Raw genomic sequence first — 14,406 nt, forward strand, 5'->3', positions numbered from 1 at the left:
ACTAATACATTAAAGCTCCCATCTCGTGAGCTTTTTTCTTTACATCATCCAAAGTTCCTACCATATAGAAGGCATCCTCAGGAATATCGTCTACCTCTCCATTAATTATGGCAGAAAAGCCCTCTATTGTCTTTTCTCGTGGCACATATACTCCTGGAATATTATTATATTGAGATGCTACAAAGAAAGGTTGAGATAAAAAGAGCTGAATTTTTCTTGCCCTTTGAACAATTAACCTATCTTCTTCTGAAAGTTCTTCCATTCCTAAAATTGATATAATATCCTTTAAGTCTTCATAGTGTTGTAGAATTTCTACAACTTTTCTTGCAACTTTTGCATGTTCTTCACCAACAAACTGAGGCTCTAATATCTGTGAAGAAGATGCTAAAGGATCTACTGCAGGATAAATACCCATCTCCGCTATCTCTCTTGATAGCACTAAGGTAGAATCCAAATGAGAAAAAATTGTAGCAGGAGCAGGATCTGTTAAATCATCTGCAGGAACATATACTGCTTGTACCGATGTAATAGACCCCATATCAGTAGAGATAATTCTCTCTTCCAATTCTCCCATTTCTGTAAGAAGGGTAGGCTGATAACCTACAGATGATGGAATCCTTCCTAACATAGAAGATACTTCCATTCCTGCCTGTACATACCTAAATACATTATCTATTAAAAGCAAAATGTCTTTTCCTAAATAATCTCTAAAATATTCAGCGATGGTTAAAGCAGTGTACGGAACTCTCATTCTTACTCCTGGAGGCTCATTCATCTGTCCAAATACCAAAACTGCCTTTGAAATGACCCCTGAATTTTTCATCTCGAGCCAAAGCTCATTTCCCTCTCTTGACCTTTCTCCAACTCCTGCAAAAACAGAAATTCCTCCATGGGCAGTAGCTATATTATGAATAAGCTCCATGAGTAAAACGGTCTTGCCTACTCCGGCTCCTCCGAATAAACCAATTTTACCTCCCCGTGGGAAAGGAGTAAGTAGATCAATTGCTTTTATACCTGTCTCTAAAATGGAATAAGAAGGCTGTACCCTACGAAATTCTACAGCACTCTTAACAATAGACTCCATTTCTCCTTCTATAGGATCTCCTCCATCAATTGGCTCCCCAAATACATTCAATACTCTTCCTAAAAGCTGTTCAGAAAGAGGCACTCTTATAGGATGAAATAATCTCTTTACTGGCATTCCTCTACGCAGTCCATTTGTGCTTCCTAAAGCAACAGTTCTAACCCTATTATTCCCTAAATGAATTCTTACTTCTAATATCAACTTTTCACTTTCGCCGTTTGGATTATGAACTTCCAAAGCCTCATTTAAAGAAGGGATCTCTTGAGGGAAATAAACATCAACAACAGGACCATTCACTGCAATAATTTTACCTTCCAATTCTAACCACCTCTTGTTCTTTCAAAGTTTCAATACCCGATATAATCTCAAGGAGCTCTCTTGTTATCTTTGTTTGTCTTACTTGGTTAAGCTGAAAAACCAGTTTTTCATAAACTTTCTGAGCATTATCGTAAGCTCTTCTCATGGCTATTCTTCTAAAAGCTTGTTCACTGGCAGATGCATCAAGAAATATCTGATATAAAGTAGTCTCAAAAATGTTTTCAAGAAGGGGACCAATAATTCTATCTGGAGAAGGAAGGAATAAAAAACTTTCCTCTTTCTCTTCTGTAATATTTAAAGGTTTTAGAGGAAGTAATCTTTTTATAATAATATCCTGTCTTGCAATATTAACAAAGTCATAGGAAATAACAAAAACTTCATCCACTTTCTCATCAAGGAAATCTCTCAATAAACTGCGAGCAAGTCTTTTTACTTGTAAGAAGTCAGGATTATCTAAAAGATGAGTAAATGAATCTATTACTTTGTAATTTTTTGCCTTCACAAACTTTATTGCATTTATTCCTACAGGATAAAAACTATACCTCTTTTTAGGATTTTCCTTTATAAATTTTTCTACTGTATTAAGTATCTGCACATTATAACTTCCACAAAAACCCCAATCTGATGTTATCATTAAAATACCCGTATTATAAATGTCTCTTTCTTTTAATAAAGGATGATTCAAATATTCCTTAGGTAACTTTGCGACCAGATTCTCTAACATTCTCTGCAATTCTTGGGTATAGGGCTTTAATCTTAGGGCTCTATCTTGGAAAGCCCTAATCTTTACTATACTCAAAGTTTCCATAGATCTAATTATATGGGTTATATTGTTTATGCTTTTAACTTTTCTTCTCAGTTGTTGAAGAGTTGGCATATTCTTTACTAAACTCCTGGAAACTATTATGTAACTCGTAAATTATCTGGTCATCTAATTCTAATTTCTGACGTAAAAGAGAAAGAAGAGAAGAATATTTTTTAGAAACATATTGAATATATTGATAAACAATATCCTTAACCTTTTCAACAGGATAGTTATCTAAAAACCCACCATTTACCAGGTAAAAAGTTATTATCTGCTCTTCAATAGGTTGTACATCATGAGGTGCCTGTTTTAATATCTCCTCTATCCTAAGTCCTCTTTCTACCTTTTTCTTCGTGTTTGCATCTAATTCTGTACCAAATTCTAAGAAGAGAGAAAATTCTCTATACTGCGCCAAACTCAATCTCAACATACCAGCAACCTGCCTTATTCCTTTTGGTTGAGCAGATCCTCCTACTCTGGATACCGAAAGCCCCACATTAATGGCTGGTCTAATTCCCGCATTAAAAAGAGAAGTATCCAAATAAATCTGACCATCAGTGATAGATATAAGGTTTGTAGGGATATAAGTAGATATTTCACCTGCTAAAGTTTCAGCAATAGGAAGAGCAGTTAAGGCTCCTCCTCCTTTTCTGGCATTTAGTTTTGCAGCTCTCTCTAAAAGATGAGCATGTAAATAAAAGATATCTCCAGGATATGCCTCTCTTCCTGGTACTCTTCTTAAAAGAAGGGCAATTTCTCTATAAGTATTTGCATGTTTTGTCAAATCATCATAAACCACTAAGACCTTTTCCCCTTGGTTCATGAAATACTCTCCCATAGCGCATCCAGCAAAGGGGGCAAGATATCTAATGGATGGGGATTGATCTGGAAATGTCGCAATAACAATAGTATTAGCTAAAGCCTTGTATTCCTTTAGCGTTTGTACAATACGAGCTATATTTGTTCTTTTCTGAGCTATAGCAACGTATATACAAATTGTTCCATATCTTCTTTGGTTTATTATTGTATCTATTGCAATTGTTGTTTTTCCAGTCTGTCTATCTCCCAATATTAATTCTCTTTGTCCATGTCCTATAGGAATCAAGGCATCTATAGCTCTAATTCCAGTATAAAGGGGTTCCTTAACTGGTTCCCTATCAAAGATACTTGGGGCAGGTCTATCAATAGGCATGAAAGCTTCAGGGTAGACAGGACCCAAATCATCCAAAGGATTACCTAAAGGATCAATAACTCTACCCAAGAAGCTACTTCCCACAGGAACCTGTACCATTTTACCAGTAGAATAGACTATATCTCCCTCTTTAACTGCCTCATCTTTCCCAAGAAGAATAACCCCAACAGAATCTTCAGAAAGATTTAAGACCATTCCAAGAACACCAGATGAAAAGGCTACAATTTCGCCAACAAAAGCATCATCAAGCAAAGAAACTTGAGCAACTCCATCTCCAACATATTTTACATATCCTATATTAGCAAGCCTTGGAGAAAACTCGTATTTTTCTATTTTACTCTCTATCTCTTTCCATGAGAGCCCTAAAATTGTTTCTCTCATATATTCTCCGTCTCCCTAATGTGCTGATAAATCTGATTAAGATGATAATCTAATGAATGGTCTAACAAATATTCTCCAAGAAATAGTTTAAAGCCAAGTACTATTGATGGATCTTCTTCACATTCAAAATTCCAATTTCCCGGGATAATATTTCTCAGTTTTTTCTCAATCTTATTGATAATATTAGAATTAACATTATTGGGAACTACTAACTTTACTTCTTTTAAGGAATTGAAACTTGTTGCCATTATAAATTTATCAAAGGAATCTACAAGATAAGACAAAAATTCTTCTTCGCTTGATGGTGGTAAATATTTCGCAAAAAATTGTTTAATTATTATTTTTGAAAGGTTAATAATCTCCTCTCTTGATGTTTCTAAGGCTCTTTTTCTTTCCGCCTTAGCTATATCATGAGCCTTTAGAATGATTTTTTCTGCTTCCTCCTCTGCTTTTGATATAATTTCTTGTCTTAATTTATCAGCATTTTTAACAGCCTCATCAACAATTTTTGCCGCCTCATCCCTTGCCATAGCCAACCTTTCTTCTCTTCTCTTTCTCAGCTCTTCTGCTTCTTTTAATTTTTCCTCTGCCGTTTTTATTGCTTCCTCTATTTTCCTCTTTCTCTCTTCCATTATTCTAAGAAGAGAGCCAATAAAATACCTCTTTATAATCCAAGCTAAAACTAATAAATTTACTATAGAAGAAAATATTGTAAGAACATTAAAGTTAAACATACCTTACTGCAGTCTCCCCAAAAGTGGATTTGCAAATAGTAAAATTAAAGATATAGTTAATGTAAAAATTACAATAGTTTCAATAAAAGCAAGGGCAAACAAAAGCATTCTGTTAATTTGATCGCCTGCTTCTGGTTGTCTTGCTACACTCTCAAAAGCAGAGGAAGCAGCATTACCCTGAGCACGTGTAGCAAACATACCTACTAAAGCTATCGATAAACCTGCAGTAACAATAGAAGCAATGATAATCCATCCTAACATGTCAACTTACCTCCTTATTCCTCAAATACTGCAGCCAAATAGGCGGCTGAAAGAGTAGTAAAAATTAATGCCTGTATAAAACCCATAAACATGGAAAGAGCCATAATAGGAACAGGGACAATTAAAGGAGCTAAAAAAGAAATTATGGCAAGCACAATGTGCTCTCCTGTAATATTTCCAAATAAACGAAGAGATAAAGAAACCGGTCTTGTAATTTGTTCCAAAAGGTTTATAGGGAGAAAGATAATTGAGGGGGAGATAAAGCTTTTGAGATAATCAATACCTTTTTCTTTTATGGCAACGTATTGTATATAACCAATGGTGCCTATAGCAAGACCAATTGTAACATTTAGATCAGAAGTAGGGGATGTAAAGCCAGGAATCAAACCAGACCAATTAGAAATAAGAATGAAAAGGAAAAGAGAAGAGAAAAAAGGAAAATACTTTACTGCTTTTTCTTCCCCTAAAAATCCCCCCAAATACCTTTGGAACATTTCAATAAGAGCTTCCACTAAGCTTTGTCTTCTTGTCCTTATCTCCTCGGTAGGTTTATAGGAAACCCAAAAACTAATCAACAAAACTAAAATACTTACAATCTGTAAGCTTATAAATGTATTTGTTATTTTAAAAATTCCTATTCTCGCTATTTCCCGTGGACCTATCTCTTCCATTATTTTTCACCTTCTCATTACGTAATACCTTAAAAATCATGTACCATTGACCTATTACGTATCCTAAAATAAAAAGCAAAGCTCCAAAAAGCTCTGCTTTGAGACTCATCAAAAAAGTCAATATTAATAATCCATATCTTTTAATTATACCTCTTTTATAACCAAATACACCATATTTTTTTATATCTTCCGATAACCAACAAAATGAAATTATACTACTACCAATTCCAAATGTCAAAGAAGATATGTAAGGGAAAAATAGATAAATACATAATCCCACTATTACCAATATTTTACCTATCTTAAAGTACTTATCCAAGTATCCTGAAGATATCACGGAAACCTGCCCAGATTCCCAATGCTATTCCAGCAAGAAGAAAAACTGGAGAAGATTTAAAAATCTTATCCAGATAATATCCTAAAAATATACCAACCAATAGGGAAGCTAACACACTCGTTCCCAAAGAAAAAGCAACATTAAAAATCTCCCATGGAGTTCTTGGCTTTTTCCTCATTTCTTACTAAGAAGCTCCTCTGCAATCTTCCTTATAATTGTATTATCCGCTCTTCCTTTCAGTTCTGAGACTGCGGATTTCATAACCTTTCCTAAATCCTTAATACTTTCAGCATTCACCTCTTTTATTATCCTATCAATTACTTCTCTTAGTTCATCTTCTGTAAGCTGTTTTGGAAGATACTCTTCCAAAATCTTTAACTCTTTCTCCTCCTTTTCAGCAAGATCTATTCTCTCTCCCTTTTTATATAATTCTATCGCCTCTTTTCTCTTCTTTATCTCCTTATTTATTACATCTATGATATCCTCATCAGAAAGTTCCTTCCCCTTTTCTCTCAATTCTATCTCCTTATACTTTATTGCAGAACGTAAGAAACTTAAAACTTCTGCCCTAAAACTATCCTTATTTTTCATTGCTTCCATATAATCTTTTGTAATCTTTTCACTTAGCACTTTCTCTTCCTCCTTTCTCCCTAACTTTCTTCATTCAAAATTTTTACAATTCTCATCCATCCGTTCTTTGTATTCTCTGGATTATAACCCCCACCACCTAATATTAACAACCTTCCATCACATACTTTATGGGACAACTCATGAACTCCTCTAATAAACTTCTCATAAGCTTCCAAAGAATAATTCAAATGGGTAATAGGATCTCCTTTAATACCATCTACTCCAGCCTGTAGAATTATAAGTTCACTTTTGAACTCCATAGCAAAATCTTCAATCTCTTTTAATGCTAAAAGAAGATCCTCATCGGAAGATCCCGGAAGCAGTGGAATGTTTAACTTAGTTCCAAAGGCTGACTCTTCTCCCCTTTCATGTCTTCCGCCTGTTCCAGGATACAAAAATCTACCATCTTCGTGAATATCCGCAATATATAAATGGGGATCTGAAAGAAATTCATAAAAAACACCATCCCCATGATGAGCATCAATATCTATATAAAATATGTCCAAGACATTATAGGATTTTCTTGCTTTTTCAATAGCTACTCCAATATCATTAAAAATGCAAAATCCACCAGCACTATCTCTTTTTGCATGATGTAAACCAGCCATAGGGACAAACACATGTTTATACTTTCCACTTAAAATAAGATCAAGCCCCTTTAAAGTTGACCCTACAACATAAGAGGCAGACTCAAAACAGCCCGGATATGCAGGTGTATCTCCATAATCCAAATACCCAGTTCCTTCCTTAGATTTTTCCTTTACAAGCTGAACATATTCCTTTTTATGGAATAGGAGAAGATCATCTTCTTTTGCGATATCAGGAGGTATTATATCTATTTTCAAATTATTATTCTTCTTTAACTCATCCCAAAAAGACTCTAATCTCTTTCTATTCATGGGATGATCCCCTGGAAAAGAATAACTAAAGGACTCTTCTCCAAAAATAATAGCACTATGAGTTTTTGACAATCTCTATTCCCTCCTTTCTGAGCAGGTAATTCTCAAATTCTTCCTTCTTACTTAATGGTATTCTTATCTTTAATATTACCTTATCATGAAAGTCCATATCTACCTCTTTTGTAAAATTCTTGTAAATGTCATTTTTCACATTATTTAATAGGTTATAGGGAAGTGATAAAATATAATCAGCAGTAATGTGCTTTTTTACTATCCTTCCAGCCAATATAGCAGATTTAGATGTTGAATAATATGCAGAAATTAACCCTTTTACTCCCAATTTAACTCCCCCAAAATATCTAACAACCACAACCATGGAATTCCAAAGATTAAACTCCCTTAGAGAGTTCAATATAGGTCTTCCTGCGGAACCAGAAGGTTCACCACCATCAGAAAAATACTCCTCGCGTGGTAATTTTCTATAAGCCCAACAATAATGAGTAGCAGAAGGATACTCAAGTTTTATCTCTCTCAAAATATCCTGGTAGTTTTTCCCCTCTAATGGATACGCTAAACCGATAAATATTGAATGTTTTATATTAACTTCGACTTTTCCAATATTTTCTAAGCCTAAATACTCATCTTCCATAAAATCATTAGGTTTGGGAACCTAAAATAATAGGTATATCTAACAACTTTTTCCTTTCTCTTATAACCCTTACATTAACCTTTGTGCCAGGTGGAGTATAGGTCAGAACTTTATGAACATCATCAATACCATTAATGATGGTATTTTCAATCTGAATTATAACATCTTCTTCTTGCAAGCCCGCTTTATAAGAGGGGCTAAAAGGAGCAACCCTTAAAACAATAACACACCCTTCTTGATTTAAGTTGAACTTCTCCCTTAATAAAGGTGGTAAAACACCAGTTTGTCCCAAAATTCCAAGAAAACTTCTTCTAACTCTTCCATCCCTTATTAATAATTCCGCTATCCATTTTGCAGTATTTATAGGTATAGAAAAACAGATACCTTGAGCCCCTTGAATTATAGCAGTATTTACTCCTACAGCCTTACCATAAACATCCACCAAAGGACCACCTGAACTTCCTGGATTTAAAGGGGCATCAGTTTGAATTATATTCTCTATGAGATGCCCACTTAAACTTCTTAAAGATCTTCCTAAAGCACTAATAACTCCACTTGAAACACTATGACCAAAACCCAAAGGATTACCAATTGCCATCACAAGCTGACCAACCTTTAACTTATCAGAATCACCAAACTCTAAAACAGGAAGCCTTCTTTCAGGAATTTTCAAGACAGCAAGATCTGTTGGAGGATCCTCTCCTACTATCTCCGCCTCATATCTTCTACCATCTGCCAAGGTTATTACAAATCTACCCCCCTGTTTAGTTACATGGCTATTTGTAATGATATAACCATCAGGATAAAATAAAAATCCTGATGCTACACCTGCTTTTGCCTCAACAGCAGGCAAAAAAGAAAGTACCGGCTTGTTAATGTCAATATTAACCACCGCAGGACTTACCTTTTCTACAACCTTAACTAAAGCTAAAGAATAAGCCTCCAAAATATTTTCATAATCCATTCTCTTCCCTCAAAATCCATTCTATTATATATTTTACACTTTTTTCTAAAACATCCAAATGATCAGTATCTTCTAACATAACAAAAACCCTATTATCTTTTTTGTGTTTTAAAAAGGCTTGCTCCACATCCTCCTTACCAAAAAATTCATCCTTATCTCCAATAATAGCTAAAATGGGAAGCTCTAAACCTTCCCAAATATGATCCATATCTGTAGGGAAAACTGCCCGGAAGAAAGCATAAGAATAATTTGAAACTATTAAAGGATCGTCAACTTTTATTGGAAATTCAAAAGAAATTATTCTCATATGAGGAAATATGGGGGCAATAAATTGAAAGGTTCTTGATAAAGTTTTAAGCCTTAAAAGTTTTTCACTCTTCGAAGATATTCTACTTACAGGTAAACCTCCAGCTACAAGAACAAGTCCTGAGGGCGAAAGTTTAAGCTCATGTACATATTTTACAGTTAAGCTTGCCCCCATACTATGTCCTCCTAAAAAGATAGGAATAGGAGGATTTTCTTTTAAAACCATCTGATAAAATAGCCCCATATCTTGAACAATTGTAGCAGTATTAGGGGAGTCTCCTCTCTTTCCTTGGGAATTACCATGCCCTCTAACATCAGGTAAATAAACCTTTATTCCTTTTTCAGAAAGTTTATAGGCAAAAGGAAGATAATATTTACCGTAGGAAGTTATTCCATGAACAAATATCAAAATTGCCTTTGGAGATGGTGGAGAAACAACCCTATAAGCCAGCTTAGTCCCATCCAAAGAGGTAAAATAAAGCACATTATCCTGAATGCCCTTGACATCCTCCAAAAATTTTTTAAGATCCATTGAGAATAAAGGAAGGAAAAAGAGTAGAAGAAAAACAATAAAAAACTTCATTCTACTCTTCATATAGGATCTCATCCTTCTTCTCTATGATTTTTTTACTACTTATTAGACTTTTTATCTTATTTATATACTTTTGAGAATTTTCCAAAAGAATAGCTCCAACAATAACATTGTCAACAAAAATTAGCTTTCTGTAAAAACCTTTTTCCTCATCCTTTAATACAAATATTTCCGCATTGGGCTCGTTATACTCAATATTTCCCATAGATGCCAAAGAAATTCCAGTAATTTTTAATGTATTAAAAGGTATAGTCCCTGTATATACAGTTTTCTCTCCTACCATGTTTTTCCCCGCAATACTACCTTGTTCTAAGCTGGCAGGAATAATACCATAAATTCTTCCAGAATACTCTACACAATCGCCAGCAGAGTAAACATACTTTACATTTGTTTCCATATATTCATTTACTATTATCCCTTTATTGACCTCAATCCCAGATTTTTTAGCTATATCTATCTCTGGAATTATTCCAGCAGAAACTATTAACAAATCGCCCAAAATTTTTCTTCCATCCTCTAATTCTATTCCCTTAAAAATATTATTCTCCGCTATTACTTTCTTCGCTTTTGCTCCCAAATAAAATTCAAATCCGAATTTTTCCTGAAGCTTTCTTTGAAATATTTTTGCTCCCTCTTCATCCAACTGCCTTGGAATAAGCCTTTGGAAAAACTCTATACCAACAACCTTAAGACCTCTTTGAGATAGAGCCCTTCCTACCTCTAAGCCTAATAAACCACATCCCAAAATTACGACTTTTTCTTTTCCCTTAATATAATCTAAAATTTCCTTTGCATCATCTATATTTCTTAAAGTAAAAACTCCTTTTGCATCTATATTCTCAAGAGGTGGCTTAGAGGGTTTAGCACCTGTTGCAATTAATAATTTACTATACTTGTACTTATCCTTTGTAGTCAGTAAAATTTGTTTATCTAAATCAACACTTAATCCTTTTTCCCCATATACGACATCTATCTTTTTTTCTTGATACCAACTTGATGGATAAAATGGAAGTTCTTCTTCTCCTATTTTTCCTGCTAAAAATTCAATTATCTGTGGGCGAGCATAATATGGGTATTTTTCTTCTGTTATTACAAGAATAGGAATTGTACGATCTTTCTCTCTAACTACTTGAGCACAAGTTATTCCTGCAACACCATTCCCTATAACTATGATCATAGGTCAATCTCCTATACAGGAGAAAACATATCTTTGCCAGCTCCACAAACAGGACATACCCAATCATCTGGCAAATCCTCAAAGGGGGTCTCTGGGGGAATTCCGCCATCTGGATCTCCTTCTTCAGGATCATAAATATACCCACACACTAAACATCTATATTTTTGCATGTTTTTAATCCTCCTAAAGTAAAATTATTTTCAGTCTAAATTATATCAAAAATTAGGCAGTAAAGAAAATCCTGTTGGAGTTAATTCTCCTCCTATTTTCTTAGTAGGAATAGCTTTTAATGATATCTCAAATTGAAAACTTCCTGTATTTGGATTTAGAGAAAACTTACCTAAAAAGCAATGGAGGTCTTTTTCCAAAGATATTAATGGATAAACATTAGCTGATGGATATGTTCCCCATAAAGTTAACTTACCTGCAAAATGCCAATCACCCTTTATGTCAAATATTAATTTGTAATCTAATCTCTGCAGAGGATTATCGTAATAGGGATTTATTAAAGCTCCTAAGCTAAATGCCATTGTAGGTGGCAAAGAAAAAGTTCCCTGAAGAATAACAGGTGAAAACTTTTGATTCTTCCAGTCATAATTACTGCTTCCCGTAAGAATAAAAAGATTTCTATAACTTAATCTTCCCCTAATATTCAATGGAGATAGTGTATTATTTATGAAATTATAAGAATCAGAAAGAGAAAGATTAACATCCTGAGTCCCTAAAAGTATAGAGAGAGTCAGATTATTTGTTTCTCCCATGTAATCAAAATAAAAAGGAGTATTACCCAAATCTCCTGTGATTATATCTTTTCCTAAAAGCTGAAAATTATAAATTGTAGATAAGTTCAAAAAGGATAGGGGTTTATAGTTTGCCTGCAAATTCCCCAAAACAAAATATCTTGCATCTCCTGTCTGATAAAAATCTTGCTTGTAGCCTAAATTAGCGTTTAAACTTAAATTTGATACCCTATAAGATAAGGGGAGATATAAACTATAACCCAATTTTAATGCCTTCATATAAGAAGATGGCTCATCGTAATAGCCTAATATCCCTTCAAATCTTAGGGGTACACTAAACAAATTAAAATTACTATTAAATGTGATCTCAGGTATTTTCAGTAATAATAAGTTTTTAGGGTCAGAAACCCTATAATTTTGATAGATCGAGAGGGAATAATTTTTACCCCTAAAATTAATTCTACCATCTTCATATAATTCATATCTTCTATTTCCAGAAATAATGTTATTATTATATCTTGCATTAAAAACAAAAGATTTTGTTCCCTCTTTATCAAAATTCTGTGATAAATTAAGAATTGAGCCAAACTTTTGGGAATTTACATCCTGAGACATATTAAACTGCAAAGATGTCCTATTTAATCCATAAGTAAAAGTAAACCTTAAATTATCTTGAATACTAAAGTAATTATACTGAGGCTTTAAATAGTAAGATAAGTTGTTATTAAAGAAAATAAAATCAGAGATTTTTTGATCATGGTTCCAATTTAAAGAAACATTGGGACTTTTAATACTCTGAAAATCTATATACTCTGACAAATTCAATTTAATACTTCCCTTTATATTCCTGAGATTATAATTTTGGGTTATATCTATAGAATAAGGATTTTGATTTGTTACAAAATTATGCTTTAAAAGAATAGAAATTAATCCTGCCTGATTAAAAATAACATAAGAAATTGGATAGGATAAAAATATGCTTTGGGCATCAAAACCTATTTGAGGAAAAGGATTAGGTTCCTCTTTTAAGGAGATAACATATCTAAACAAAGGAATTGAGAAGGGCAAGAATATAAATTTTAAAGAGACTCCATCTAAAATTATCTTGTCATCAGGCAAATAGGTGATCTTCGAGGCATATAGAAGATAATGAGGATTTTCCAAATCACAAGTCGTTATAGCACCTTTATTTATAATTATTTCATTTTTCTTCCACTCCAATAATGATCCAGAAAAATATAAATTCCCCTTTACTCCTTCCGCCGTATATGTAGCTTTTACCTGCAAAAGCTCACCCTCATCCTTCTTAAAAGCGTAAACCAATTCCTTTGCCAAAAATTCTCCTTTACGATCCTTAAATACTACATTCCCAGAAGCCTTTACTATTCCATCATTTACATTACCTTCCACACTATCTGCATATATGATAATACCTTTTCCCTCAATCTTTACCTTACCATAGGCTTTAAAAGTACGAGTCTCCCAATAAAATTCTATCTTCTCCGCCTTTATACTCCAAGGAGAAGTCTCACCGAAAACCTCATTTACTATTAAAAGCAACAGAATAAATGAAATTATTCTTACCACTTTCTTATTTTCCATAAAAACACTCCTAAGCTAATGGTTCCTAAGAAAATATTAGGGAGCCATGCAGAAAAGAAAGGAGAAAATATTGCATACTCTCCCAAAGATCGAGCAAATATTGTAAAACCATAATAAAAGAAAGCAATTATAATGCTAAAGGCTGTACCCCATAACCTCCCACTTTTTCCAGTAAATAATATTACAGCAAAGGCAAGCAAGGTAAAAACAGGTATAGCAATGCTTTGAGCTATTCTTAAATTACTTTCTACCTCTAAGCTTCTTGAGGATACCCCCGCTTTTCTAAAAACCCTTATTCTTCTCATAAGTTCATTGGTTGTCATCTCCTGAGGTCCTCTCTCCCTTTGAAATATATATAGAAATTCCTGGGGCAAATTTATTTGAAAGGTATCAAATTTTCCCTCCCAAGAAACAAAATGGTCTTTCCCTAATTTATGTACTATACCATCCTGTAAAATTAATTTTTCCTGACTCCAGATAGCAGATTTTGCTGTAAGAAGCATAGGAAACTCTTCTCCTAATGATAAGTCAAATATCATTACTCCCTCTAAAACATTACTATTTTCTTTTACCTTTTTAACATAATAATATCTTGATTGTTCATCATGAAAAAAAATATTTTCTCCTTTGGTAGGGAGAGGATTTACAAAGAAATACCTTTGGATAATTTGATTTGCTCTATAATTTGAATTAGGAATCAAGGAATAATTTAACATCCAAAGAATACCAGAGAGTAAAATAGACAATATAAAAATAGGAATTGTAAGTTTTATAAAGGGTATTCCATTGCTTCTTAATGCAAAAAGCTCTCCATCCCTTATTAGCCTACTAAATCCAAAAATAACTGCAAAAAGTAATGCGGTAGGGATCACAAAGACCAAAAGTGAGGGGACTTTATAGTAAAGAAGTTTTAAAACTGTATAAATACTAATCCTTTTTAGAATTATAAAATCAGAAAACTCATAAAGGATTTGTATTAACATTACTAAGACAAATCCCAAAATACCTAAAAGAAATGGAGAAATAACTTCTGCAAGAATATATCTTATATAAAGCTTCATAAC

Annotated in this window: 16 protein-coding genes and 1 pseudogene; all 17 read right to left on the reverse strand. The window is 33.5% G+C overall.

Annotated elements, in window-relative coordinates; genetic code table 11:
• Position 1: 1 nt before the first annotated feature.
• Positions 2-1,402 carry a F0F1 ATP synthase subunit beta gene (locus tag CBR30_02780; GenBank protein ID PMQ01934.1) on the reverse strand — a complete coding sequence of 467 codons (1,401 nt, stop codon included), beginning with the start codon at positions 1,400-1,402 and terminating at the stop codon, positions 2-4.
• The gene (gene atpG, locus CBR30_02785) at positions 1,392-2,279 is read right to left on the reverse strand and encodes an ATP synthase F1 subunit gamma (protein ID PMQ01935.1); all 888 of its coding nucleotides are present in this window, start codon (positions 2,277-2,279) and stop codon (positions 1,392-1,394) included. The genes CBR30_02780 and atpG overlap by 11 nt, the downstream gene beginning before the upstream one ends.
• Positions 2,245-3,780 carry a F0F1 ATP synthase subunit alpha gene (locus tag CBR30_02790; protein PMQ01936.1) on the reverse strand — a complete coding sequence of 512 codons (1,536 nt, stop codon included), beginning with the start codon at positions 3,778-3,780 and terminating at the stop codon, positions 2,245-2,247. Before CBR30_02790 ends, atpG begins: the two co-directional genes overlap by 35 nt.
• Positions 3,777-4,514 carry an ATP synthase F0 subunit B gene (gene atpF, locus CBR30_02795; protein PMQ01937.1) on the reverse strand — a complete coding sequence of 246 codons (738 nt, stop codon included), beginning with the start codon at positions 4,512-4,514 and terminating at the stop codon, positions 3,777-3,779. The genes CBR30_02790 and atpF overlap by 4 nt, the downstream gene beginning before the upstream one ends.
• Positions 4,515-4,517: 3 nt before the next feature.
• Entirely contained in the window at positions 4,518-4,775 is a 258-nt protein-coding gene (locus tag CBR30_02800; GenBank protein ID PMQ01938.1) for an ATP F0F1 synthase subunit C, read from the reverse strand.
• A gap of 14 nt (positions 4,776-4,789) precedes the next feature.
• The gene (gene atpB / locus CBR30_02805) at positions 4,790-5,446 is read right to left on the reverse strand and encodes an ATP synthase F0 subunit A (protein PMQ01939.1); all 657 of its coding nucleotides are present in this window, start codon (positions 5,444-5,446) and stop codon (positions 4,790-4,792) included.
• A gap of 16 nt (positions 5,447-5,462) precedes the next feature.
• Positions 5,463-5,783 (reverse strand): annotated as a pseudogene (locus CBR30_02810) (hypothetical protein).
• Positions 5,758-5,961 carry a hypothetical protein gene (locus CBR30_02815; protein PMQ01940.1) on the reverse strand — a complete coding sequence of 68 codons (204 nt, stop codon included), beginning with the start codon at positions 5,959-5,961 and terminating at the stop codon, positions 5,758-5,760. The pseudogene CBR30_02810 and the gene CBR30_02815 overlap by 26 nt, the downstream one beginning before the upstream one ends.
• Positions 5,958-6,413 carry a glutamyl-tRNA amidotransferase gene (locus CBR30_02820; protein ID PMQ01941.1) on the reverse strand — a complete coding sequence of 152 codons (456 nt, stop codon included), beginning with the start codon at positions 6,411-6,413 and terminating at the stop codon, positions 5,958-5,960. Before CBR30_02820 ends, CBR30_02815 begins: the two co-directional genes overlap by 4 nt.
• 20 nt (positions 6,414-6,433) lie before the next feature.
• Positions 6,434-7,312 carry an acetoin utilization protein AcuC gene (locus CBR30_02825; GenBank protein ID PMQ02075.1) on the reverse strand — a complete coding sequence of 293 codons (879 nt, stop codon included), beginning with the start codon at positions 7,310-7,312 and terminating at the stop codon, positions 6,434-6,436.
• Between the two features lie 55 nt (positions 7,313-7,367).
• Complete coding sequence (locus tag CBR30_02830) at positions 7,368-7,961, reverse strand: thymidylate synthase (protein PMQ01942.1); 594 nt, start codon at positions 7,959-7,961, stop codon at positions 7,368-7,370.
• A 7-nt stretch (positions 7,962-7,968) separates the two neighbouring features.
• Positions 7,969-8,925 carry a serine protease gene (locus CBR30_02835; GenBank protein PMQ01943.1) on the reverse strand — a complete coding sequence of 319 codons (957 nt, stop codon included), beginning with the start codon at positions 8,923-8,925 and terminating at the stop codon, positions 7,969-7,971.
• On the reverse strand, positions 8,915-9,826 hold the full coding sequence (locus tag CBR30_02840) for an alpha/beta hydrolase (GenBank protein ID PMQ01944.1): 912 nt from the start codon (positions 9,824-9,826) through the stop codon (positions 8,915-8,917). Before CBR30_02840 ends, CBR30_02835 begins: the two co-directional genes overlap by 11 nt.
• Entirely contained in the window at positions 9,816-11,000 is a 1,185-nt protein-coding gene (locus tag CBR30_02845; GenBank protein PMQ01945.1) for a nitrite reductase, read from the reverse strand. Before CBR30_02845 ends, CBR30_02840 begins: the two co-directional genes overlap by 11 nt.
• An 11-nt stretch (positions 11,001-11,011) precedes the next feature.
• Positions 11,012-11,170, reverse strand: coding sequence for a rubredoxin (locus CBR30_02850; protein ID PMQ01946.1), 159 nt, complete (start codon positions 11,168-11,170; stop codon positions 11,012-11,014).
• 45 nt (positions 11,171-11,215) lie between these two features.
• Positions 11,216-13,342, reverse strand: coding sequence for a hypothetical protein (locus CBR30_02855; GenBank protein PMQ01947.1), 2,127 nt, complete (start codon positions 13,340-13,342; stop codon positions 11,216-11,218).
• Positions 13,321-14,403, reverse strand: coding sequence for a permease (locus CBR30_02860; protein PMQ01948.1), 1,083 nt, complete (start codon positions 14,401-14,403; stop codon positions 13,321-13,323). The genes CBR30_02855 and CBR30_02860 overlap by 22 nt, the downstream gene beginning before the upstream one ends.
• Positions 14,404-14,406: the final 3 nt, after the last annotated feature.

The sequence above is a fragment of the Dictyoglomus sp. NZ13-RE01 genome (genome assembly GCA_002878375.1).
In the GTDB taxonomy this organism is placed as follows: Bacteria; Dictyoglomota; Dictyoglomia; order Dictyoglomales; family Dictyoglomaceae; genus NZ13-RE01.